The organism is Methylobacter sp. sgz302048 (genome assembly GCF_052162025.1).
In the GTDB taxonomy this organism is placed as follows: Bacteria; Pseudomonadota; Gammaproteobacteria; order Methylococcales; family Methylomonadaceae; genus Methylobacter.
Window position 1 is genome coordinate 3,032,088 of sequence record NZ_CP197401.1, and the last position, 24,840, is coordinate 3,056,927.

General features: G+C 51.9%; 20 protein-coding genes. 12 read left to right on the forward strand and 8 right to left on the reverse strand.

Annotated elements, in window-relative coordinates; all coding sequences use genetic code 11:
* Nucleotides 1–104 precede the first annotated feature (104 nt).
* Together ACTNE6_RS13625 and ACTNE6_RS13630 are read right to left on the reverse strand one after the other, a co-directional pair.
* Nucleotides 105–941 (reverse strand): thioesterase II family protein, encoded by an 837-nt coding sequence (locus tag ACTNE6_RS13625; RefSeq protein ID WP_442497117.1) that lies wholly within the window; start codon nt 939–941, stop codon nt 105–107.
* A gap of 14 nt (nt 942–955) precedes the next feature.
* Entirely contained in the window at nt 956–1,207 is a 252-nt protein-coding gene (locus tag ACTNE6_RS13630) for an MbtH family protein (protein WP_194969531.1), read from the reverse strand.
* Between the two features lie 1,183 nt (nt 1,208–2,390).
* Here ACTNE6_RS13630 and ACTNE6_RS13635 point away from each other — a divergent pair.
* The 3 genes from ACTNE6_RS13635 (at nt 2,391) to ACTNE6_RS13645 (ending at nt 5,204) form a co-directional block, all read left to right on the forward strand.
* Nucleotides 2,391–3,656: a trypsin-like serine peptidase gene (locus ACTNE6_RS13635; protein WP_442497118.1), complete on the forward strand. Its 1,266-nt coding sequence runs from the start codon at nt 2,391–2,393 to the stop codon at nt 3,654–3,656.
* A gap of 91 nt (nt 3,657–3,747) precedes the next feature.
* Nucleotides 3,748–4,038: a hypothetical protein gene (locus ACTNE6_RS13640; protein ID WP_442497119.1), complete on the forward strand. Its 291-nt coding sequence runs from the start codon at nt 3,748–3,750 to the stop codon at nt 4,036–4,038.
* Between the two features lie 527 nt (nt 4,039–4,565).
* The gene (locus tag ACTNE6_RS13645) at nt 4,566–5,204 is read left to right on the forward strand and encodes an MlaC/ttg2D family ABC transporter substrate-binding protein (RefSeq protein WP_442497120.1); all 639 of its coding nucleotides are present in this window, start codon (nt 4,566–4,568) and stop codon (nt 5,202–5,204) included.
* A 341-nt stretch (nt 5,205–5,545) separates the two neighbouring features.
* Here the strand turns inward: ACTNE6_RS13645 and hpnR are convergent, their stop codons facing one another.
* From hpnR to ACTNE6_RS13670, 5 genes are all read right to left on the reverse strand, one after another.
* Nucleotides 5,546–7,093, reverse strand: a complete 1,548-nt coding sequence (hpnR, locus tag ACTNE6_RS13650) for a hopanoid C-3 methylase HpnR (protein WP_442497121.1) — start codon at nt 7,091–7,093, stop codon at nt 5,546–5,548.
* Nucleotides 7,094–7,764: 671 nt separating this feature from the next.
* Nucleotides 7,765–8,361: an ABC-type transport auxiliary lipoprotein family protein gene (locus ACTNE6_RS13655; protein ID WP_442497122.1), complete on the reverse strand. Its 597-nt coding sequence runs from the start codon at nt 8,359–8,361 to the stop codon at nt 7,765–7,767.
* Nucleotides 8,358–9,272 carry an MlaD family protein gene (locus tag ACTNE6_RS13660; protein ID WP_442497123.1) on the reverse strand — a complete coding sequence of 305 codons (915 nt, stop codon included), beginning with the start codon at nt 9,270–9,272 and terminating at the stop codon, nt 8,358–8,360. Before ACTNE6_RS13660 ends, ACTNE6_RS13655 begins: the two co-directional genes overlap by 4 nt.
* A complete protein-coding gene (locus tag ACTNE6_RS13665; RefSeq protein WP_442497124.1) occupies nt 9,265–10,065 on the reverse strand; it encodes an ABC transporter ATP-binding protein in 801 nt (266 codons plus the stop codon). The genes ACTNE6_RS13660 and ACTNE6_RS13665 overlap by 8 nt, the downstream gene beginning before the upstream one ends.
* Nucleotides 10,062–11,201 carry an MlaE family ABC transporter permease gene (locus tag ACTNE6_RS13670; RefSeq protein WP_442497125.1) on the reverse strand — a complete coding sequence of 380 codons (1,140 nt, stop codon included), beginning with the start codon at nt 11,199–11,201 and terminating at the stop codon, nt 10,062–10,064. The genes ACTNE6_RS13665 and ACTNE6_RS13670 overlap by 4 nt, the downstream gene beginning before the upstream one ends.
* A 228-nt stretch (nt 11,202–11,429) precedes the next feature.
* On the opposite strand from ACTNE6_RS13670, the gene ACTNE6_RS13675 reads away from it, so the two are divergent.
* The 6 genes from ACTNE6_RS13675 (at nt 11,430) to ACTNE6_RS13700 (ending at nt 19,750) form a co-directional block, all read left to right on the forward strand.
* Nucleotides 11,430–12,452: a cytochrome c gene (locus ACTNE6_RS13675; RefSeq protein ID WP_442497126.1), complete on the forward strand. Its 1,023-nt coding sequence runs from the start codon at nt 11,430–11,432 to the stop codon at nt 12,450–12,452.
* A gap of 304 nt (nt 12,453–12,756) precedes the next feature.
* Entirely contained in the window at nt 12,757–13,767 is a 1,011-nt protein-coding gene (locus ACTNE6_RS13680; protein WP_442497127.1) for a c-type cytochrome, read from the forward strand.
* A 368-nt stretch (nt 13,768–14,135) separates the two neighbouring features.
* Nucleotides 14,136–15,146 (forward strand): hypothetical protein, encoded by a 1,011-nt coding sequence (locus ACTNE6_RS13685; RefSeq protein WP_442497128.1) that lies wholly within the window; start codon nt 14,136–14,138, stop codon nt 15,144–15,146.
* 334 nt (nt 15,147–15,480) lie between these two features.
* The gene (locus tag ACTNE6_RS13690; RefSeq protein WP_442497129.1) at nt 15,481–16,212 is read left to right on the forward strand and encodes a hypothetical protein; all 732 of its coding nucleotides are present in this window, start codon (nt 15,481–15,483) and stop codon (nt 16,210–16,212) included.
* A gap of 144 nt (nt 16,213–16,356) precedes the next feature.
* Nucleotides 16,357–17,256 (forward strand): DmsE family decaheme c-type cytochrome, encoded by a 900-nt coding sequence (locus ACTNE6_RS13695; RefSeq protein WP_442497130.1) that lies wholly within the window; start codon nt 16,357–16,359, stop codon nt 17,254–17,256.
* Complete coding sequence (locus ACTNE6_RS13700; protein ID WP_442497131.1) at nt 17,228–19,750, forward strand: MtrB/PioB family decaheme-associated outer membrane protein; 2,523 nt, start codon at nt 17,228–17,230, stop codon at nt 19,748–19,750. Before ACTNE6_RS13695 ends, ACTNE6_RS13700 begins: the two co-directional genes overlap by 29 nt.
* Nucleotides 19,751–19,916: 166 nt before the next feature.
* Here ACTNE6_RS13700 and ACTNE6_RS13705 read toward each other — a convergent pair whose 3' ends face one another.
* The gene (locus tag ACTNE6_RS13705; protein WP_442497132.1) at nt 19,917–20,432 is read right to left on the reverse strand and encodes a M23 family metallopeptidase; all 516 of its coding nucleotides are present in this window, start codon (nt 20,430–20,432) and stop codon (nt 19,917–19,919) included.
* A 318-nt stretch (nt 20,433–20,750) separates the two neighbouring features.
* Here ACTNE6_RS13705 and ACTNE6_RS13710 point away from each other — a divergent pair, with 318 nt between their 5' ends.
* The 3 genes from ACTNE6_RS13710 to ACTNE6_RS13720 all read left to right on the forward strand — a co-directional run bounded on the left by ACTNE6_RS13710 (nt 20,751) and on the right by ACTNE6_RS13720 (nt 24,839).
* Nucleotides 20,751–22,328 (forward strand): glycerol-3-phosphate dehydrogenase/oxidase, encoded by a 1,578-nt coding sequence (locus ACTNE6_RS13710; RefSeq protein WP_442497133.1) that lies wholly within the window; start codon nt 20,751–20,753, stop codon nt 22,326–22,328.
* Nucleotides 22,313–23,707, forward strand: a complete 1,395-nt coding sequence (locus ACTNE6_RS13715; RefSeq protein ID WP_442497134.1) for an FGGY family carbohydrate kinase — start codon at nt 22,313–22,315, stop codon at nt 23,705–23,707. Before ACTNE6_RS13710 ends, ACTNE6_RS13715 begins: the two co-directional genes overlap by 16 nt.
* Nucleotides 23,708–23,843: 136 nt before the next feature.
* A complete protein-coding gene (locus tag ACTNE6_RS13720; protein WP_442497135.1) occupies nt 23,844–24,839 on the forward strand; it encodes an MlaA family lipoprotein in 996 nt (331 codons plus the stop codon).
* Nucleotide 24,840: the final 1 nt, after the last annotated feature.

The following is a 24,840-nucleotide window of genomic DNA, read 5'->3' on the forward strand; positions in this document are numbered from 1 at the left end:
CTTCATTATCCAGTATCTTCATCATGTAAAAGATGTTGCGATTCTGGTTGCCTTCGCGACAGCGTGATTGTAGCGCTCGACAACATGTCACTCATAATTGAAACTTAAAATAAATCGTAGTCCTGTGCTCCATCTTGACGGTATCGGACAGCCGATAGCGGCATGTGCAAGGCCATCCTGTGAACCTGCGGTTCGAGGTACCGGGCGATCATAGCCAATAACGGCATTGTCTGGGCATGAAGGAAGAAATGGTCGCCAGGAAACAAATGGAGTGAAAACTGTCCTCGCGTCTCTTCACGCCATGATTCGAGTTGCTCGCAGCTAACGCGAGAATCCTGCAGACCTCCGAATGCCACGATAGGACACGTCAGCGGCTCGCTCCGCATGCACCGGTAAGTTTCCCAGAGCGAGAAGTCGGCACGCAGGGTCGGCAGCATTATTGACATCAGTTCACGATTGTTTAGTACATCTTCGGGAGTGCCGCCAATCCGCTTAATTTCGGTCAAGAATTCATCCTCAGGCAAGTCGTGGAGTGTCCTTTTCGGTACGTCTCGTCTAGGGGTGCGACAGCCCGATACAAAAAGGTAAAAGGGCATCATCCGGTGCGCCGTCCGCAGCTCGTGGGCCAGTTCGAAAGCCAACAGACCGCCGAGGCTGTGTCCGAAAAAAGCAAAGGGTATATCGAGGCACGGCGCTATCGCCGTTGCAAGTTCGCGCGCCAACGGCGCCAATTGCGTGAACGCTTTCTCATGAAAGCGGATTCCCCGTCCTGGCAAGTTTACCGGACAGACCTCCACCAAATCAGAAAAATATTCTGGCCACGCACTGAATAAAGAAGAATTCCCCCCGGCATAAGGGAAACAGAAAAGCCGGATCTTTGCCGTCGACTTGCGGTTTGCAGACGGAAACCAGACGGAGGACTCCCAATCGTGCCCAGACATGCGCTAGCCTCTTCTCAGCGTTGTCCTGACGCTCTGGCTGCCATCGCTGGCTTTCCGGCAACATCCATCTGACTGCGGAGACTGAGAGGCCGCATATCGGTCCATATTTCCTTGATATAGGTTAGGCAGGCTTCTTTGTTTCCGGACTTGCCGACCGCCTGCCAACCGTCCGGAATCTCTTTGAAGTCCGACCAGATTGAATATTGATTCTCTTTGTTGACAACGACCTGATAAGTCATCCGGTCTTCTTCCTTGCTCCAACTCATCGATTCTCTCCTTTCTTAAAAAAATCTTAAGGGGTGACGATTATAATACAGATTTCCCTGTTCATGTTTTGTTATATCCATCACAATGTGATGGAGTCCACAATCCCTCCCTTTACGATCCATCTGGCGTTTGACTATCCGATATAGCGTCACATGCATGATTGCCTGCCGGAGATTACTCACCAATGTCCGACAAAACTTACATAAGCCCTGCCAGGACCGCATCATGCAATAGCCCAACCCAGTCCGAGACAGGATCAATTTCTGTAATCACACACCAGCTCGCATACCCGATCTTTTAACCTTAAAAAAAATAAGGTATATTCTTATGATACTCTTCTGGTTCTGAATTTCCCAGCTCAGATTTTGCTTTGTCCAGCAAAAATGAAGAGAATCAAAAATGATACAACGGGCGTTCGGGAACTCTGCCCGGTATAGAACCGCATGCATGATGCTTGTCGGAGAACACCTCACCAATGTCCAGCAAGACTTACATAAGCCCTAACTCGGCACATCATGCATCAATCCTGCAAAAGCTTAACTCGATTTATCGACCATAACTCCAGCTCGGCGCCATGCTTGACATTTAATTATAAAAATCAATTATTAAATTCTGATGACGTTTATCACCACTAAATCAAAGCCGAGATAAAATAGTACTTCCGGCCAAGCTTCTTGCTATTGAGGATGATTCGAAGTTAGAGTAAATACCGCATTAGTAAAATCACCAGCTCAATCTCGACTACAGTGTTAATCAATCTAACCTTAAATTTCCATAAAACGAATCTGAAAAAACAGTTAAATCTGAAGAACTCATCAAGAAATAATCAAGCGCTGATATAAGGTCCTTGTTCTTCCTGATACCTGAATTGAGATTGCGCCTGTTCAGGCTGTTTTATAAAGAACAGAAACGCTCTGGCCCATGATCGGCTAGTTAATGGATCTTTTTCAGGCCGGTGAATGCCTGAACTTCTTTTCTGGCTAAAAATAAATGCTTTAATGGTTAATCTTTTTAACCGTTACACTGCCCCGCATCGCGTACTGTCGCCGTCAAACAGGCATTGAAAATGCTTATTCCAAGATTCTTTTTGTTTTTTCTGATGAATTAAGTGTGTTTTGCAAGGTCTCGGTTCTGTCCTTATCGAGTGAAATATCAATTACAAAGTAATGGCGAGGCATTAGCATGAGATATTCAAAAACTGTCGTGGCAGGGCTATGGTCTTGTATGACAACAACTTATGCGCAACCGACACTGGAAGCCGCTGCGGAGGCTACAGATGGGGTCATTATGGTCAATATGGACGAAAGAAAAAGAGCCATGACGACTGCCGATGCGCAGGCCATTATATCCTATTGGACGTCAGCAAAAATGTCCAAGACCAAGCCTGCGCAAATGCCTAAAGTCGTTATCAAGTCGGATTCATTGCTTTTCTCCTCGGCCAGCCAGGAAAGTGATGAGCAAGCCCTTCCTGGATACTCTCCCGGCTGTCCGCCTAAAGCTAAAAATTGCGATACCGCGCCACGTACCGTGTCATCTGAATCCTTACTGTCTTCCGAGAGCGTGGCTCATGGTGATCTGATCCAACCGATGCATGGCAGTAGCCCCGTTAACCCTAAAGACGGCCCCTATGGTCCGTTTCAGCGGTGGAGAGAGGCCGAACCCATTATAGCCTATCCCAAATCGACTATTGGAATACTGTTTTACACTCTCAATGGAAGGGATGCCTCTTGCTCCGCTTCCGTAATTAATAGAAGCACATTGATTACTGCGGGCCACTGCAGTTCGGATGGAAAAGGACATTTGGCTACGAACCAGCTGTTTTGCCCAAGCTATGCCAACGGCGCACATCCGGCAAGAGGCTGTTGGGCAATAATCGCAAGAGTTGTACCGAGCCGCTGGCATACCTCAGGCGACGCGGATTACGATTATTCTTGCTTAATAACTGCAGCCACGGGAACGAAAATAGCGGATAAAATTGGCAATATCACGGGATGGTTGGCTCATGCCTGGAACTTTCCCCCTAACCAAGCCGAACGCACGTTCGGATATCCGGGTATCCCTCCGTTCAGGGGAAGAACTTTACAGACAACAGCATCGACTGAGTGGTATACCTATGATTCGACGAGTGGCGGACAGATTTCCAAAATAATCGGCAGCGATTTAACAGGCGGATCAAGCGGAGGGCCTTGGATTTTAGGGTGGACAGGCGGACTCGGTGAAACGCCTGATACCGATGCATCGAGTACAACGGACCCTCTAAGTAATGCAGTCAATGGGGTGAATAGCCACAGCCGCTGTCTGGTTAATTGCAACACGCCCCCTACCACTACAAGTGGACTATTTTGGCAGGAGATGAGCTCGCCTCCGTTTAGAAACACTACATCTGATAATGACGAATCCGAAGACATCATAGCCGCATGTTTTGCGCATTCCAACAACGACCCTTAAAGCAAATTGGCATCATTAGCTTTAGCCGAAGCCTTTAAGGCAATGGATTCAAGCAACTTAAGCCTTGGTTCATAAAGCTGGAGGTTATATCATGCATTATTCAAAATGGAAGCTTGTGCTGGGTTTATGGCTAATTTCGATGACAAGCTGCGGACAAACGCAAACCGATACGGACCAACGCAGGGTGACAGAAACCGACAAAACGAAGACAAGGGATGAGTCAAAAGCTATCGAATCTTACTGGACAAAAGAAAAAATGGAGAAGGCCAAACCTATGCCGACGCCAAAGCGGATTATCGACCCGAACGCTCCCGAAACGTCTCCTCCCGATGCTCAACCTGATAGAAAAGGCATGCCTAGCGATGAACCGGAAGAACGATAGGAAAATAAGGCCGTGCTTTTGTTAGGAGTGCGCGGTTGTCAGCTGTTTCAGATGTAAAAATCTGAAACAGTTGGCTCAGTTTTCCCTTCTATAGCGCCTTATTCCAATATAAATCAGGTTGTTGCGAAAATTTAAAGTTTTGCGTCTTTTCACGCTCTCGGTTCTTTATTGACATCGGCTTTAACAAATCCATACCGGTTTTGAAAAGCGCACCGTTGACCAATAAGCATGGCGATATTTATAAATTGCCTATTTTTATGGATACGTGTAGCTGGATAAAAATAGGCCAATTACTACTCTTATTAGTCATTCAGATGTGTATTTTGAATTAACGCGGGATAGAAGCAGGGACATACCCGTAACAAACAAAGGTATTAATATTGTTACCGGTTGAAGTCTGAATGAGCTTTGCTTTTAATTTACAAATTATAGAGAGGCTTGTCGGTTCTGATTAATGTAATTCTGAAATCCGGTCATGAAGCTGGCCGATTTTTTAACCGGCTTTACTATCTTTTCTGGAGATTTCCATGTTTCACAGGCAACTATTGTTACTACTGATACCCTTCTTCAGCTTTATCACCCTGCCCCCTGTTGCGCTCGCCGCCGAGGACACAGCCCAGGCCCAGCAGATCATTGAGGACAGCTCGGAACAAATAAAACAGACATTAAAACAACCGGCCTATCAAAACGACTTTAATAAGTCAGTCCAATTTGTCGACGGGATCGTGGCCAAATTCGCCGATATGACCAGAGTATCGCAACTGGTATTAGGCAAAAATATACACAAAGCTACCCCTGAACAAAGACGGCGCTTCATAAAGGAATTTCAAACCTTGCTGGTGCGCACTTACACCAGGGCATTTTTGGACTATAAAGACTGGACCATTACCTACAACCCTTATAACGATGACAAAGACGACGGCAGGACCCTTGTAAAGACCGTGGTCCATCAACCTGGGCAGCAGCCTGTTGATGTCAACTATCGCATGCTGCTGAATAAACAAGGCGAATGGAAAGTCTATGACATCATCATTGCAGGCGTCAGCCTGGTAACTAATTATCGTACTTCTTTTAACCAGGAAATTGCGCAATCAGGCTCGATTGACAGTGTCATCCAAATGCTGATTGATAAAAACAGTAAAGCTGTAACCAGAAACAAGAGTTAAGAACACTGAATATACAATCAGAATCAAAAATCCAGGCACGGCATATTGCCCATACAGTTTTGGAAATGGCTGCGGATCGGCGCGCATTTTCTCACTTTACGACTGCCGATTTTTACCGGGCTGATCACAAACTAAGTGGCCTTCAACATCAACAATGGTTTCCCAAAATCCACCGCCTGCAGTTCTAGGCGGGACTTGAGCACACGTAATCCGCCAAATCAATCATTTGTCTTCTTGCAGCAGGCGGTGCGGCATCAGCCCCACGGCCCCATGATCAAAAATCTCAACAAGATAAGGCAGAATCAAGATGTCCTGATATGCGTGCCGGTCTCCCTTCCGGATTACGCTCCCCTGCTCCTGTCGACGAACTGTTCGGTTTCGTCATCCAACTGCCGGCTCGCGCGCCCCAAAGGCTGATGAATATAAAGAGATTTGGAAAGAGCCTTCGCATTGGTAAATTGCCTATCGCGAACCGGGGGCCGCATTTGATATTTGACCGGCATGCGGTGGTCTTCCAACTGAAGCGCAGGATTGAAGACTTTGTCGAACTTGAAGAGGTTGCTGACAAAATTAGTCTGGCCGCGTATTAAATGGCCGCCGATAATCTTGGTCACATCGCGTATGGCGGCCCAACCCAGGTGCTTGGTGAACATGACTCGTTGCGTTTCAACCAGCTCCGCATAAAACTCGTCAATCGGAAGGCGGGTCGGCAGCACCGCATGCTGGATATCGAACAGCCGGTAATCCTGGGTCGTGAGATTGCGTGATTCGGTCAGCCAGCTTTCTGTGCCCGGATAGGGGGTATTGACGCTGATATTGACGATCTCCGGGACTTCCTTGCACCATTCCCTGACGACATGGAAGCGTTCATGATCCCAGTCCGTATCGGCGATGATGTTGATGGCGACATTGATGCCTAAGGATCTCGCGAATTCCAGCGCCTCGAAATTGCGGCTCAAATCGATGCGTTTGCGGTATTTTTCCAGACCCTCTTCATCAATCGATTCGATGCCCAGAAACATATAACTCATGCCGAGCTCCTTCCAGAACTTGAAGACGTCCTTGTTGCGCAACAGCACATCACCGCGGGTTTCCAGATAATACTCCTTCTTGATGCCCTGCCTGGCCAGCGCCTCGCCGATCTCGAAACCCATCTTTTCCTGAATGAACGCCACGTCGTCGACAATAAAAACGCCCGGCTCGTGGATGCGCTGCATTTCTTCGACGACTTTTTCGGGGCTCAGCACGCGATAGCTGCGCCCGTAAAAAGTCCAGGCGCTACAGAACGAGCAATCCCACGGACAGCCTCTGGAAAATTCAATCGACGCGCACGGGTCCATGGTGCCCAGAAAGTATTTCTTGCGATAGTTGACTAGATCCCGCGCCGGCGACACATTATTCAAGTCGGCCATAAAAGTCGGTTGCCCTCCCTGCCCTTTCATGGTCACGACGCCCGGCACGCAATGAATATTTTCCCGGTCTTCCCTGATAGCCTGCAGCAATAACGGCAGCCCTGATTCGCCTTCGCCTTTCAGAATCGCATCGATCTTGCCCTCGCCGTGCTCCAGTATTTCTTCCGCCGTGAATGAGGCGCTATGGCCGCCGATAAAGACAAAATTGTGCCGCAACCGATCCTTAGCGGCTTTGGCCAGGTCGATCACTTCCGGCACATTGGCCAGATAATTCAACGAGAAGGCAATGATATCGGGTTGCCAGTCATCCAGCAGACGGTACAAAGCCTGATGCGACTCCACCTGCAAATCGATCAGGCGGACCTGATAACCGCTCCGGCGGGCCGTATCGGCGACCTGCTCCAAGCCGAGCGGTTCGAGGCGCAAAAACACTTTAGTGTACATAAGTGGGCTCGGATGGACGGCAAGAAACTTCATAATAACTCCTTAATTATTGATTCTCGTGACTCGCAACAATCCATGCCACCTTTAGCATAAATGCGCGCTTATGAAATAGGGTATCGGCTCAATATAAAAAAACCCACTATATCGGTCAAGTTTGATCGCCTGTCGGCAAAAGAATTGGACTATATAGACAATGAGGCTGATTTTCTTGCTTCCTGCAAAAACGGTTTTCTGTCGTTCCTCGCGCATAATGTGTCATGCGTGCTTGGAAATTATTCTGGATAAACAAAAAATCCGCTTGCAAATGCATGACAAATCCGTTCAATATCAGCAATTATCAACAAAATAGAAACAATCTATTAATAATACACCATATTGTAAACCATTAATTATCTGCGTATAGTGTGCTGCAACTAACGGCGAAATTTAATACTTAGCCTTTCAGGCAAATTTTTAAGCCGATGCTATACTTATTTTTGCTGGCTTATGAGAAATCATTCCAGCCTGCTTGTAACCGTTTTTGGCGAGTGTCCGAATATTTGGCGCGTAGCCATGAGATAGAGTCTGAAAAGCTCGTCTCCACCTGTTTCATATACCTCCTCGGATTATGGAAATTCAGAACCTTATGATTCTGTATTCTTTGTACCTCCCGTTGCCATTGGCTCCGGGAGGTTTTTTTTGTCCGCGAACAACTGTTTTCTACTCTATAGTGCAGAAGAAATGCCGCTCCGGCCGTTTCCTTTAGCTGTACCGGGCAGTCGAGCCAACCAGGCCTGTATTCTGTCTTCGGCTTGTTGCACTAATTCGGCGAAAGCCGTTACCGCGCCCGATGCATCAGGCGTTTGTGTCACCTGCTCCAAATGAAATTCATGAGCACCGAGCAGAACTTTATTATCAGGCGCATAAGCCTCCAGATAAAAACGCATCACGACACGGGCCCGGTCAGATGACTCGAACTGCTGTTCAAAGTCCAGCAGACGGATGTTCAGCAAATAATCCAGCGACTTTGTGTCGTCAACTAATTGCTGCTCAAGCAATTCCGGAGGCGCTGCGATCCAGCGGTCCAGGGCATAAAATCTTACCTGAGTCGGGGCCGCGTAGAGCAGCCGATAACGGATGCGGTTGTCCCATAACCATTTAGGTGCGGTGACCGTGACAGCCGGTTTAATCGATTGACCGCTTTCATTACGGGAATAAGGAGCGCCGAAATCGTGCAGTGCGGCTTGCTGCTGCTTGGAGGTAATGCTGCAACCGGTGCTGATTGCAATAGAGAGCAACAATAATACGCTTGAATAGTTCATTTCGGTTCCTTATAACCGGGTTCACCCGGACCGGGTTCGGGCTCAGCCGGACCCAACAGCAGGCTCTGTGGATTATTTTCGAGCATCGTGGCCACGCGTTTGACCTGGGTCGTGGTCGATTGCAGTTCAGACAACAGATCATTGATTTTCGGCAGCGTCGTTTGCAGTAGAAGATCGCCGGTCGTTTTGCCGGTGTCGGCAAGGTTCTCCGCTTTATTGCTCAGCTTCTGCACATTGTTAGTTAAATGCTGTAAATCTGCGGTCAAGGCATTGACATGCATCAACGTTTTCTGCGCATCGGCGCTCAACGCCGGGACGCCGGCCAGCGCTTTATCCACGCTTACCTGCAAGTCGGCAAGCTTGGCGGTCAGGGCATTGAAATTACTGAGAATATCGCCGATATGTTTTTCATTTTCGTCATTCAGCAATGAATTGAGACGCCCCATGATTTGCTCGGCCTTTGTAAGCAAGTCCTCGCCCTTAAGCATCAGCTTGTCGGTCAATGACGGCACTAGGGGAATGCGCGTCATGGGATTATTGCCGGGCGGCAGCACTTCCCGAATCTTGCCGTCGTCCTGCAATTCGATCTGGGTTAAGCCGGTGACGCCTTTTAACCGCAACGTGGCATAAACGCCTTTGGTCAGCGTAATGTCTTTGTCCACTTCAATCGGCACCAGAATCGTGCCGAAATCTTTCGGATCAAACAGGATCTTCCGCACTTTGCCTACGGCAATACCACGGAAAAATACCGTGGACTCGGGATTGAGGCCGGAAACGGATTGGCGCGTTGAAATCACATAAAGATCGCGTTCGCGCTCAAAATGGCCCATCCAGTAGATCACGATCGCCGTCGCCGTAATTAAAGCGACCAAAAACAGACCGGTCATCAATGCGTGATTATTTCTACCCATGCGTAGTCTCTTGATATTGAAATACCCGCTCAGCGCGCCTATTGTGGAAAAACTCTTCAACAAAAGGATGCTTGCTGCTCAGTACCTTGGCCAGCGGTCCGAATGCGGCCAGTTGATGATCGGCCAGCACCGCCACCAGCGTGCATAAATCCCTCAAGATATCCAGATCATGCGTCACCATGACGACCGTGAACCTGAGATCGCGATGCAGGCTTGATAACAGTTTGACAAAATCCTCACTGGAAATAGGGTCCAGGCCCGAGGTGGGCTCGTCCAGCAACAGCAACGGCGGCTCCACGATCAGCGCACGGGCAAGCGCGACTCGCTTGGTCATGCCGCCGGATAGATCGGCCGGCTTCAGCCAGGCATCCTTAGGCGACAACCCTACGTTTTCCAGTTTCATGAAAACCAGATGCCTGATCAATTCCTCATCACGGACGCCCAATTCACGCAGCGGGAAGGCAATATTATCGAAAACATCCAGCACGCTGAACAGCGCGCCTTTTTGGAACAGCACGCCGAAATTGTTGCGCAATCGCCGCTCGCTACTGGCACTGGCGCTCTTCATGGATTGCCCCATCACGAACACCTCCCCCTGCGTAGGCGTTTGCAGGCCTATGATCTCACGCAGCAAGACCGTCTTACCGGAGCCAGACGCGCCCACCAAGCCCATAATCTGGCCTTGCGGCAGGCAAAGATTGATATCCTTATGCACCAACTTCTCGCCGAAGCGGGTCCAGACGTGTTCGATCCGTATCGCGCATGAAGACGTATCTTTCGGAGACTCGATCATGGCATGCCTACCTTCATAAACAGGATCGCGAATACGGCATCGTTCATGATCACCACGGTAATCGCGGCCACTACGGAATTCGTCGTTTCGTAGCCGAGACTTTCGGTATTGGGCTGAATACGGAATCCGAAATGGCAGGCAATCAGCGCTATCATCAAACCGAACACGACGCTCTTGCCCAGCCCGATAAAGACATTAAGCAGCGGCACCACATCGGGCAACTTGAGAAAAAATTGCTGGTAACTGATATCCAGCGTATTCTGCGCCGAAACCATGCCGCCGACCAGCGCCATAGCGCTGGTCCAGACGCTCAGCAGCGGCATTGAAATCGTCAGCGCCGCCACTTTGGGCAGAATCAAACGCATGGAGTGGGAAATCCCCATTGCGGACAATGCATCGAGTTCTTCGGTGACACGCATGATGCCGATTTGCGCAGTCATGGCCGAGCCGGAACGGCCGGCGACCAGAATGGCCGCGAGCAATGGCCCCAGCTCGCGAATAACGCTCAGGCCCAGAATATCGATGATATAAATCTCGGCCCCGAAAAGCTTTAGCTGCAGCGCCGACAGATAACTGAGCACGATGCCGATCAGGAAACCCACCAGTGCCGTAATGCCCAAAGCCCGAACGCCCGCCTCATAGATCGTGCCGGAAATCTCAGACCAGGGAACAGCTCCCGGATGCCGGAGCAAGTAAGCTATATCGAGAACCAGCTGTCCTAGCAGCATGACCAAATCCAGCAGCTGAAGCCGGAAACTCTCAATCGTCCGCTGCAGATATTGAATTATCAGGAATACCCGGGAACGCTTAGGCTTGGATTCCGTAAGCTGTTGCGATTGCCAGCGCTCGAACAAACGCTGATGCTCCGGCCGCATCCGGAGCGCCGCCGGCATCTGCTTCCCCCAATCCTGCCAGAGAATCAAGGCCGTGCCGCTATCGAGCACATCGACAGCCTCCATATCCCATTGCATACTTTTGTTGCCGGCCAATTTTTTAATTTTATGCCTCAACAGCGGCGCCATCGCCAGATTGCGCAGCGTCCAGTTGCCAGACAATCTGACCACTTTATCGCCATCCTTTTGCTTATGGACTTTCAGCAATGCTGGGGAGTCTGAACGTATTGCGGCATCAGTCATAAATAATTTACGGTAGCAAACAAAAAGTTTTCCTTAGCGACATACTATCCGAATTGATTATATCTTGCCTGAAAAGGTATGGCGTTCAGCTGAAGCTGGGGACTAAGCTCGTGCTCAGAAATGACTTTTACTTATGTTTTACCTGTATCATAATCAATATCATGATTATGAACACAAGCTCCCCGAGATCACGACTTTTTCTTTCAAGCCTATAATAAAAATTAACTTATGGATATAAAAAACACATCAGTCATACTATCCCTTTTTCTTGTTACAAGCCCCGCTTTCGCCATTGATCCGGTTTATGATGGACCCAACGGCATTCGAGCGAAGGTATTCGCCTCCAATTGCCTGGCCTGCCATGCAGCCGATAAAGCCGGCGCGGCGCGCAATGGCGCGCCGGCCGATGTCAACTTTGATACCTATGAGGCAGCGCTAAAGAAGGCTGAGCGCGCCATCGTCAAGGCCGTCGAACAGGGGTCTATGCATCCCACCAACACCAAACCATTACTCAACGATGAACAAAGGGCTGCTATGATCGCATGGCAAAGCGCCGGCTTCCCAAAAACGGCTGTGTCCTCTTTTGACGGCAGTATTCTGACTCTCCCAGTCCTCGAAATCGGCGATCGCAAGGTCAAAACCACCTTTAGATCAATCCCTCTCAAAAATAGTCCGACTGGCTACGGGTTCATACTGGATAGCATTGGGCCAACCACAGCGGTTTCAGAGCATCCGGCAACTTTTGCTCCTGAAACCGGGCAAATGCATCTGCCTTCGGTAGAGTTGATGGAAAAGGGCGTCAGCCTGGGCAGCGGAGATGTCCGGATGTCCTGGGTAACCGGTTCAGCGCCAATGGTATTTACCTTGGATAATCCCAGTTTTCCGACAATTTCGCCCCCGGCTACTTACAATTATAGCAGCGGTATTATGACCCTGCCGGTCGTCAATGTCGGAGACCAGAAGTTCCGTGCAACCCTGAAGCTAATCCCCCTCCTCACCAGCCCATCAAATTCCGGTTTTATGCTGGAAAGCGCTGAGCTGACCACGGCATCTTCAGAGGATGCCGCAACTTATAATCCTGAAACCGGACAGGTTGTCCTGCCTGTGATAAAAGTGATGCAAAACGGCGTCAGGCTGGGCCAGATGCTTACCGAAATGGAATTGGTGCCAGGCTCTAATCCGCTGCTGTTCAACATAACTGCCTCTACCGTTATGCCTGTAGCCCCATGGTATCCGGCAAGCCCGCAATAACTTCAGCATTATCGCCTTACCAATAAGGCCATGCCCTTATAAGGAAGCGGCGACAATGGTGAATGCTCTCCATTATCGCCGCTGTCCCTGAAGCGGGAAATTAGCACAGCTTCTTAAATACATGCGCCGGCCTGATGATGCCCAGTCCGAGATGGTGTGACGTCAGTTCGTGGGGTAAATTCAACAGCGGCTTTCTATCTGACCAAAGTCAATATCATGTATGACTAAAGTCAATGTCATGATTTTTGGCGTAGGCTAGCCTGTGTATTGCGACTTTTTAAAGCCTATACACAAAGGTGAACCAATGAATATAAAAAGTTCGTTGATCCTGCTGTTTTCTCTCCTTATCACAGGCCCCGCTTTCGCCATTGATCCGGTTTATGACGGGCCCAACGGCATTCGAGCAAAAGTATTCGCCGCCAATTGTCTGGCCTGCCATGCCTCCCATCTGACCGGCTCGGCGCGCAACGGCGCTCCGGACGACGTCAACTTTGATACCTATGAGGCAACGCGACCGAATGCTGAGAGCGCCATCGTCGCGGCCGTTGAGCAGGGGTCTATGCCGCCCAGTACCAGCGGTTCATTGCTTAACGAAGAACAAAGTGCCGCCATGCTCGCGTGGCAAGACGCCGGCTTCCCAAAAGGCATTATAACCACTGCCGGCTCTGCCGATCCCTCTTTTGACGGCACCCGATTAAGAATCCCGGTGGTCAATATCGGCAATCAAAAATTCAATGCCTCCCTGAGGCTGATTCCGCTCGAAAGCAGCCCGACCGGCAACGGATTCGTATTGGAGAACGCCGCGTTGACCACGGCATCTTCCAGCAATCCCGCCACTGCCGACCCTGCGACCGGAAAAGTGTTTGTACCTTCGGTAGCGGTAATACAGAACGGCACCGATATAGGCACAGTGGCTATCCAGCTGACATTGATTCCGGGCTCTGATCCAATGACGTTCAGCTTGGATAACCGTTTGACGGTGCCCACTAACGCCAGCTACTCTTTTAATACCACCCTTCTGAATCTGCCGGTTGTCATTGTCGGCAATCAGAAATTCCGTGCAAACCTGAGGCTGGTCTCTTTGGGCGGCAGCCCTACCGGTATTGGATTCGTACTGGAAAGCGCCGTGCTGACCGGCGCATCTTCGGACACTGCCGCGACGGCCAACACTGCAACCGGGTTAGTCACTATGCCTTACGTAGAGCTGATACAAGACGACATTATCCAAAGCGCGGTCCGAGCCGAAATGCAATTGGTACCGGGTTCCAATCCGTTACAGTTCATCTTAACCAACTACACACCTATCGCAGAATGAGTCCATCAAACCAGCAATGAACTTGATCATTGCTGGTTGTCTACCGATAAGACTATGTTTTAATTGATGAAGGACTTTTTATCTCAAGCATGAAATTGATTTATTTAACTTCAATCGCCAGCATAGCGGCGCTAACAGGCTGCCCGCCATTGTCGCCACCGTCCCCTGAAACCGGAACTCAACACAGCTTCTTAAATACATGCGCCGCCCTGATTATGTCCAACCCGAGATAAGGCGACGCTCAACCGACATAAGAAATCAAGCTCATGCTCATCAATAGATTTTACCTGACTTAAATCAATGTAATGATTTTTTAAGTTAGATAATCTGAGATCACGACTTTATTTGCAAGCCCCAAAGGTGAACCCATGAATATAAAGAGCTCGTTAGTCTTACTGTTTTCTTTCCTTATCACAGGCCATGCTTTCGCTATTGATCCGGTTTATGACGGGCCCAACGGCATTCGAGAGAAAGTATTTGCCACCAACTGTCTGTCCTGTCATTCGTCTCAGCTGACCGGAGCGGCGCGCAACGGCGCGCCTCCCGGAGTCAACTGGGATACCTATGAGGCAACGCTGCCAAATGCTGATAGTGCCATCACCAGGGCTGTTGAGGCAATGACAATGCCGCCGGCAGGTACCAAACCATTGCTGAACCAGGAACAAAAAGATGCCATGCTCGCATGGCAAAGCGCCGGTTTCCCGCAAACAGCGGCGGACACCCCCATCAATGCCACTTTTGATGGAACAACATTGAAACTTCCGGTGGTCGATGTCGGCAGCCAGAAATTCAATGCCACCCTGAGACTGATTCCGCTCACAGGCAGTCCGACCGGCGTTGGATTCGTGCTGGAAAATGCCACGTTGACCACGGAGTCTTCGGATACTGCCGCGACTTATGACTCCGCATCCGGAAAAGTACTCATCCCTTCGGTGGATGTGGTACAGAACGGCGCTGTCCAAGATCAGGTAACGAATATCGAATTGACATTAGTGGCTGGCTCTGATCCTATGACGTTTAACTTAGAACAAAGCGGCTTAGAGATTCCAACTGTTGCCTTCTTCTCTTATGACGCCAACAAGCTGGCAATACCGGTCATCAATGTCGGAGAGCAAAAGTTCAGTGCAATCCTGAATCTCATCCAACTCCCAAGCAGTCCGACCGGCCTTGGCTTCCAGCTGGAAGCCGCAGAGTTGACCCAACTAACTTCGGACACTCCTGCGACTTATGACCCCGCATCCGGAATAGTTACCCTGCCTTTAATTGATCTGCAGCGAAACGGCGTCAGTGAAAGTCAGGTAAGCGCTGAAATGCAATTGGTACCGGGTTCCGATCCGTTACAGTTCAGCTTAACCAGCTACACGCCTATCACGCAATAATGCCTATTTTAAACCAGCAATGAATTTGATCATTGCTGGTTTTCTACCGGTAAGGCATGAGGCTGATTTATTTAACCTTAGCCGCCTAGCGGCGACAATGAATTGTCTGTCATTGCCGCCGCTATCCCAAAATCCGCAATTCAGCATAACCTCTTAAATAGACTATCCAGTTTCAATTATATTCGCCGGGATGATAGGAAGTCCTGCTGACGGTAAAAAATAAACTCATATTCAATACCGGCTTTTTATCTGATCAAAATCAATGTAATGATTTTTTATGTTAGATAGCCTGTGGTCAATTTTTATATCTCAGGCCTATATCAAGGGTGAACCTATGAAGATAAAAAGCTCGTTGATTATTCTGCTCTCTTTCCTTATCACAGACTATGTTTTCGCTGCCGCAACGGTCGCTCCCAACGCTTCTTTTGATGGTTTAACGCTGAAACTGCCAGTCGTTAATGTCGGCAGCCAAAAATTCAACGCCACCCTCGGACTCACTCTGCCCAACAATAGCCCAACCGGCTACGGATTCGTATTGAAAAACGCTGAACTGACTACGGCTTCTTCAAACAATCCCGCGACGTTTGACCCTGAAACAGGGCAAGTGCTGATACCTTCGGTAGAGGTAACGCAAGGCGGCACCAGCTTGGGCACGGGAGATGCCTACTTGACGCTGATAACAGGATCTGAGCCCATGCAGTTTATTTTAGAAGAGCCCGGCTTTCCGAATCTTTCAACGACAGCCTCCTATTTTTATGACACCACTACGCTGACCCTGCCGGTCGTTTTTGTCGGCACGCAAAAATTCAGGGCTGGCTTGAAGCTCATTCCGCTCCAGGATAGCCCGACCGGTCTTGGATTCGTACTGGAAACTGCCGAGTTGACCGCAACCAATTCAGACAGCGCCGTGAATGCTGATACTGAAACCGGTCTAGTTACTCTGCCTTATGTAGAGATGATAAAAGACGGCGCCAGCCAGACCCCGGTAAGTGCTGAAATGGAATTGATACCGGGATCTAACCCGCTGCGGTTCAGATTACTCAAATACCCTCCCATCCAACAGTGATATGCCGGACCCGCATAAAACCTGAACATTGCCGGTTTTCTGCCAATAAGGCTATGTGTGTAAATAAGGTAGTAAGTAATGCAGGATTTTTTCTCACGTATGAGACTGGTTTATTTAACTTTACTCGCCGGCCTGGCGGCGATAATGAGCTGTTCGCCATTGTCGCCGCCGTCCCTGAAACCGGAACTCAATGCCGCGCAAAGCCATGCCCAGTATGTCGGAGCAAGCGTCTGTTCCAGTTGCCATGAACTTGAAAACAGTCACTGGAGCCATACGGTTCATGCGCGCATTCCCCATCTTGCCGCGCCGGACAATCCGAAAGTAGAAGGCTGCGAAACCTGTCACGGCCCCGGATCAGAGCACGTATCGGCCCCTGCCGATAAATCGAAAATCATGGCGTTCACGCATCAGTCAGGCGCGACCGTCAGCCAGCAGAACTCCATGTGCCTTCAGTGCCACAGCGGCAAGGAGCGCATCGCCTGGCCGGGCTCGGTCCATCACATGAATGACTTGAGCTGCAGCGATTGCCATAATCCGATGGCGCAGTTCTCGCAAAAAGGCCTGCTGCGCAAGGACGGCATCAATCAGACCTGTTACAGCTGCCATCAGCAACAGCGCGCCGAGTTCAGAAAACGCTCGCACATGCCCTTGCCCGAAGGCAAAGTCACCTGCATCGACTGCCACAATCCGCACGGTTCGAACACCGACCCGATGCTGAAAGCCGATACGGTCAATCAGGTTTGCTATCAATGCCATCAGGAAAAGCGCGGCCCTTTCATCTGGGAGCATGCGCCGGTCCGGGAAAGCTGCCTGAATTGCCATCAGCCGCATGGCTCCAATCACGAATCGCTTCTGGTCAGCACCAGGCCGTTCCTGTGCCAGACCTGCCATACCAACCGCGGCCATCCCAACGATTTGATGACGACCGCGAATCTGGCGTCGGCTTCCAATCCGGATGCGCGCCTCATCAACCGAAGCTGCCAAAACTGCCATGCCCAGATTCATGGCTCCAATCATGCCGCGGGCATGCTTTTCCATCGATAGCAAGGCGGCGATGCCGCCCGCTGTCAGCGCCGGCCGCTCCGGCAGCCAATATACTGCTTTGCTTGTTGCATTGCTGGCCTTTACCTCATCGGCGATCGGCGCCGGCAATCCGCCCGGGAACAACCTCAATCCTACGGGCACCGATACAACCCGGATCAAATCCCCGCAGGGGCTTTCCTCAGTCAAACAGAAACCTTCCAGAACGCCGAGCGGCCTGCTGTTCGATACGCCCTATGAGCCGTTAAGCTATAAGAAGCTGAATGAAGACTGGCAATACCGGGGCAGTCTGGATTTCGGCTATTTATTCGGCAGCGGCAAAAGCGCCTATTCAAAATTCAATGATTACAGCGACTGGCGCAACGGGCCCTTGCTCAATTACTTTTCGCTGTCAGGCTGGCAGGAACGTGAAGGCTATTTTCTGGATGCGCAAGGCGGCGGCGTCGGACGTAATGACCAGTATTACCAATTATCGACAGGCCAGCTCGGCACCTTCAGGATCAACGGCTTTTTCAACCAGACGCCGCATACCTATACCGACAATGCCGTAACGATTTTTCACGGCGTCGGCAGCGAAAACCTGACGCTGCCGTTCGGGCTCGTCCCCGGCCGCAACAGCAACGAACAGATCCGGCAGGCCCTGGCATCGGCCTACAATCCCGATCTGGGCATCAACCGGGAGGAAAGCCGTATCGGCTTCAACTATACGCCGACGCTGGGCCTGAAATTCTTCGCCGATTTTTCCCATGAAACGAAAGAAGGCCGACGGGCTTTCGGCGGCTCGTTCCTGCCGCCGTTTTATGCCGGCGCGAACTCAGGCGGCATGGTCGAAACCATCGAACCCATCGACTATGTGACCAATGAAATACGCACCGGTTTTAGCTATGCCGGCACGGATCTGGAACTCAACCTGAATTATACCGGCTCATTCTTCGCCAACGACAAAGGCCAGCTGACCTTCGACAACCCGTTTACCAACCTCCCCGGCACGAACTTTATCGTCGAACGCGGCCGCTTCGATTTGTATCCCGATAACACTTTCCACCAGGTCAAGACCGATCTCGCCTACCGGCTGCCGATGCGCGGGCAGCTGACCTCGACGCTGTCCTGGTCGCGCATGTATCAGAATGATGACCTGCTCCCGTCGACTCTCAACTCGGGGCAGACTTTTACCGGCATCAACATGGACCAGTGGAATTCAGCCGCATCGCTGCCGCGAAGAACCGCCGATGCCGAGATTACGAACTGGCTGTTTCAACTGGGCCTGCAACTGGCGCCGTGGGACCCTTTGACGCTGAAAGCGAAATTCCGCTATTACAACGAAGCCAATGACACGGATTATACGGCGTTCAACCGGCTGACCAACCAATACGGAATGATCCTTGAAGACGGCGCGCAAGGCGGCGAGGTTTTCAGGCCGGCAACGCCGCAAAGCCCGTTTCATTACCGCAGCATTCCCTTCTCGCAGAAAGTCATGGACTGGTTTTTCGATGCCGATTACCGGCTCAGCTATAAGACCACGGCCGGCTTCGGCTATCATTTTGAACAGCATGAACCCAGCTACCGCGAGCGCATCAGCACCGATGAAAACCATCTGAAATTCCATTTATCGAACCGCTCGTTGTCCTGGACGACCTTGCGCCTGTCCTACGAATACTCGACCCGGGACGGCAGCGATTATGACTACAACCCCTACGTACCCTTCTATACCGGCTCGCTGCCCGGCTTCAGATCGTCACTGACCGACGGCGCCACGCCGCTTACGCTGGCCGATCTCAGGAAATACGATCTGAGCGACCGGCAGCAGCACCGGATCAAGGCCCAAGCCAATTTCCTGCTGCGCGACGATCTGGATCTGATCGCTTCCGCCAACTGGACCAATAACGTTTATGACGTACGTTACGGATTGCAAAACGCCCGCACCATCTCGGCCAATCTGGAAGGCAACTATCAGCCTTCGTCCCGGCTGAATGCCTACGCTTTCTACAGTTTTCAGAAACAGCAAAGCCAGCTCAGCAATATCAACGACATCGGCATCTCGGCCGATTCTTATGCCGGCGGCAGCCGCTTTCCTTATGCCGCGGCCTGGAAAGAATCCGTCGATGACATCAACCATATGATAGGGCTGGGACTTCTTTACCAGTTCGCCTCATTCGATATCGATATCCGTTATTCATACAATTGGGCAAACACTCACGTTGATTATGAGGCCGCATCCAACCTGGCCTTCGCCAATCCGAATGTTCGTAACCAGGCCACCGGCAATCGCTTTCCGGCCATTAATTTCGACAGGCATATTCTGGAAACCAACCTGAGATGGAATCTGCGCAAGGACATATCGATGCGCTTCTATCATCGTTATGAGCATAACACCGTACAGGACTGGCATTACGACGGCCTCACACCGCTGATCGGCAATCATCTGTTTCTGAATGCGATACCGGAGAATTATGGCGAGCATGTTTTTGGGGTGTTTGTGCAATATCGTGTTCAGTAATGAGATATACCCCGTTTGTCCCACCGAGCACCGGAGCTTTTAGCGGCGGTAGGCTGGGTTGCTAAACCCAGCATTTCGGCCGCCCATGCCGGGTTTCCGCTAAAGCCCCATCCCAACCTACACAGCCTATTGCATAACCCATTCATTCTTCTCACGATTCCAAATTTCACTTATTCCCTGCCACAAGCAACGGATACGGATTGATCGCACCATTGCGGGTATAGATCCCGTAATGCAGATGCGGCGGCCCGCCTTTGGCATTGCCGGTGTCGCCGACGTAGCCGATCACATCGCCTCGCTGGACGAGATCATACAGTTTGACAGGCCCGAACCGGTTCAGATGAGCAAAGTAGTGAAGCTGAAGCCCTGGCCCCAATAATCTGACGTTATTGCCACCGAGACGGTTCTGCCCGATGCCGACAATCAGCCCCGAAACCGGCGCAAGCACCGGCGTGCCGCGTTTGGCGAAAATGTCGATGCCTTTATGCTCCCGGCCGCCGCTGCGCGGATTGCCCCAGGAATCGGCAATCGCCTTGCGCGATACACCCTGGACGGGAATCGGCAATGCCGACGGCGCATCGGTTGTTATCAACGAGAACACCGCCTTGGGATGCGGGACCACCGCCAAGACGATACCCCAAAGAAGTCCAAGCAGCACCAGCAAGGTAAAAAATATTCTCATAACCGACTCATGCCAAAGCACCCAATAAGCTGAATTTCTGAATGGGGAGACAAACGTTCTTTCACATTCACAGCTCTCAACCCAAACAACACGCCAGATATTTTCTATGACAAACCTCGGGCCATTATTTCCGCTGCATCCAAAAGCCCAAACGGATTTTTAACGTTTTTTTTATGAATTTTCATTTCCTGGCAAGGTCGAAAATCCGTCAAGCCCAAAACCATGAGTGAGGCATTTACCTTACCGCTTCGCATCGATAATTGAGTTCAGGAGTCTGTATTGTCATGATAGAAACTGATTCAAACACAAGCGTGATTTATGCACCGGGATTTCTCGCAGCTTAAAGACCGCAATGTTGACGTGCTGGTTTGCGGCGGCGGCGTTTATGGCGCCTGGACCGCTTACGATGCGGCCTTGCGCGGCCTGAAGGTCGCCATTGTCGACCAGGGCGACTGGGCCTGTGCAACCTCCTCCGCATCCAGCAAGCTGATCCACGGCGGCTTGCGCTATCTGGAATCCCTCGACTTCAAGCTGGTCAGAAAGACCCTAGCTGAACGGCAGATGCTGCTGAAAACAGCGCCGCACCGGGTCTGGCCGCTGCGTTTCGGCATACCGATTTATAAACACAGCCGCATCGGCTCGCTGCAATTAAAAATCGGCCTGCTGCTTTATGATCTGCTGGCCGGCACGGTGCCGAAAACCCAGACTTACCAATATCATTCTCATGCCGAATTCGCCGAGCGTTTCCCCTGCCTTGAGACGACCGACCTGGCGGCGGGCTTCACCTATTTCGACGCCCAGACCGACGATGCCCGCTATGTCCTGGAACTGATAGCCGGTGCGCAGAACAGCGGCGCAATTTGCCTGAACTATTGCCGAGTCAACCGTTTTCTGGAAAATGACGGCCGGCTCTGCGGCGCCGTCTGTCAGGACCAGGCCACGGGCGAGACGGCCGATGTCGGCGCCACCCGGATCGTCAACACGGCCGGCCAGTGGTCAGCCCGCCTTCATGACAACAACCGCTACAGGCTCTCGAAAGGCGTGCATCTGGTCCTGCCGAAAATGCTGGAAAACGAAGCCCTGCTGCTGACCGCGCAAACCGACGGGCGCGTGTTTTTCATGATGCCCTGGTACGGGCTGACGCTGCTCGGCACGACTGACACCGATTATAGCGGCGATATCGAGCATGTGACGGTCGAAGCCGAAGACATCCGCTATCTGCTGTCCGAGGCCAACCGCGTGCTCAGGACGGCAAACTGGACGGAAGACGACATCATCGGCCGGTACGCCGGCCTGCGCGTGCTGAAGCCCAGCGACGAGCCGTCGCCTTCGGCCGTCAGCCGTGACTGGACATTAAAAATTGCCCCCGATGGCCTGCTCTCTTCGATTGGCGGCAAACTGACTTCGGCGCGTGAAGATGCCGAACATATTGTCGATGCGGTGTGCGAGCAGTTAGGCATCGGCACCGCCGGCCAGACCTTCGGCAAACCCTTTCCCTGGCGCCCTGATACGGACTATGCGGAATGGTGCGCCGACGCTTCACGCAAAGCCACGCATCTCGGCATCGACAGCCTCAGCGCGCACTGGCTGCAGCGCCGCCACGGCAACCGGGCACCGGCCGTCTTCGAGCTGTGCGAACAGGAGCCTGAACTGGCCCGGCGCATAACGCCGGCCCTGCCGTTCATCATGGCCGACCTGGTTTTCTGCGCGCAGCATGAAATGGTCGTGCATCTGGAAGATCTGCTGCGGCGCCGCCTGCCGCTGCTGATCCTGGCGAAGCTGACGCCGGCCGAATTGCAGCGCCTGGCCAGCATCGCCGCAGAGGTACTGGGATGGGACCGGGACACCATGCACCATCAACTCGACACGTGTACCGAAAAATGGCTGCTTCATTGATTCCGACTATCGCGCTTGACCTGGGCACGACCGCCCTGAAGGCCGGCATACTGGCTGATAAAGGCGAGTTCGCCGCCGTACTCTCGCGCCCTGCGCCGACCACGACGGGTGAGAACGGCATCTGCGAAAGCGACGCCCTGGCCTATCTGACCACCGCTACGGCGTTGCTGGATGAATGTCTTGCCGATGCAGGCGACAACGCCAGATTGGGACTATCGTGCCAGCGCTCTTCTTTTCTTATTTGGGACAAGATCAGCGGCCTGCCGATCACGCCGCTGATTTCCTGGCAGGACACGCGCGGCGAAGCAAGCTGCCGGGTATTGCGACCGCAGGAACCGCTGATAAAAGACCTGACCGGCCTGCGCCTAACGCCGTATTATTTCGCACCCAAGCTGCGCGTCTTGCTGGAGGATCGTCCGCCGCTGCGCGAGGGCCTGGAGCAAGGCGAGCTGATCGTCGGCACGCTGGACTGCTTTCTGATCTATCACTGGTCGGGCGGTAACTGGCATCAAACCGATGTCTCCATGGCGGCGCGTACTTTGTTGATGGATGTTCGGCAGGCGGCCTGGTCCCCGGTTTTATGCGACCTGTTCGGAATTGCCTTGAACTGGCTGCCGGCCATCACGCCCTCTTCCGGCCTGAATCTGACGCTGAAAAACGGCTGCACGCTGCAAGCCGATATCGCGGACCAGTCCGCCGCCCTGATCGCCAGCCTCCGGCCCGACAGTGCGGAAGCACTGGTCAATCTGGGTACCGGCGGCTTCGTGGTCCGCTACCTGCCTGAACAGGAACCGGTACAGACGGACGGTTACCTGCGGACGCTGGTTTACAAGGACAACGCTTCGAAGACGCACATCGCCATCGAAGGCACGATCAACTCCATCGCCGCCGCGCTGGCCCCTTACCCTTACCGGGACTGCCAACTGGAGAATTTGGCCGAATCGGCACAGCTGTTCTGCATCTGCGAGCCGAGCGGACTGGGCGCGCCGTATTTTCGCGAGCTATCCGGCCTTGTCTTTTCGGCGCCTGTCGATGGTCTTGATGAACGTCAGATCGCTTGTCTGCTGCTGGAAGGCATCATTTTTCGTGTAACCCGCATCTTGGATGATTTCCGGCATAACTATGGCATAGACCGTGTTTATCTGTCGGGCGGCCTGTCCGAGGTGCCGGCGCTGCAGCAAGGCATAGCCGCATGCAATCCGCTGGAGGTTCATAGCCTGCTGCAAAAAGAGGCGAGCCTGCTCGGCGCTGCTATCCTGGCTGCCGGTCTGCCGCCGGCTTACGCAAGAAAATCGGTAAAAGTATCGGCAACTGCCGATGCCTTGAAGAATAAATATCAACAGTGGAAAACCTGGTTCGATGCGTGCCTTAACACGTGACATAAAGTTAACGAAGGGTGCGGCTGTTGACCAACCCGGCACAAACAACCTTCTTGAGGTATAGGGTGTGAATGCTTGGTATACTAACTGGAGCCGACTACCAGAAAACCATTTTAAAAAACAGGTTGAAACCAACATGCAAAAACCCATTCTTAATACCCGCCTGTTAGCCGCCGGCTTGATTATATCGAGTGCGCTAGGCGGTTGCGCGACCACGGCCAAGAACGGTGAAACCAGCCCGAACGATCCATTGGAAAGCTGGAACCGGGGCGCGCAGTCATTTAACGACGATGTCGATGATGTTATTTTAAAACCGATGGCAAAAGGTTATCTGTGGATAACCTCGGATGCCGTCGATGAAGGCGTGTCCAACTTTTTCAGCAACCTGAACGACATCGGCGTCACCGTCAACGATTTGCTGCAGTTTAAAATGCTGCAGGCCGGCATGGATGCCAGCCGTTTCCTGGTCAATACGACGGCCGGCGTAGTCGGAGTCTTCGATGTGGCCAAGCATATCGATTTGCCCAAACACGATGAGGATTTCGGCCAGACTTTGGGCTATTGGGGCGTTCCGTCCGGCCCTTATCTGGTGCTGCCGTTCGCCGGCGCTAGTTCGCCGCGCGATGCGGTCGGCCTGCTTGGTGATGCCCTCCTGAGCCCTTTGACCTATGCCTTTCTGCTCTCCGGTGGCATGGTCAATGTCGTATCGATGGCTTCCAGCGCGGTCGATGTTGCCGACACGCGGGCCGGCTTGATGTCGACCGAGAAAATGATCGACGAAGCGGCTGTGGACCGCTATGAATTCATCAAAAACTCCTATCAGCAGCACCGTGAATTTCTGGTCAATGACGGCAATGTCCCGATACAGGAAGCGGACGGCTTTGATATAGATAAAGAAGTCTCCGCCCTGGAGGATGCCGATAGCGCGGCGCCGGCAACGGCCGGGGCGAATGCGGCCGAAGTGAGCGCAGTCAAAGCGGCTCCTGACAATGCCGTCCAGATAACGCCGATTACCGATAGAGCCCCTGTTGTCACCCATACGCTGAAACTGGAGGATCCTAAGCAAGGCCGGTCGCCCAAGGCGGTGCCGGTGACCAAGCACTTCCTCGATTTGTCGGCTCCGGAGGAATAAG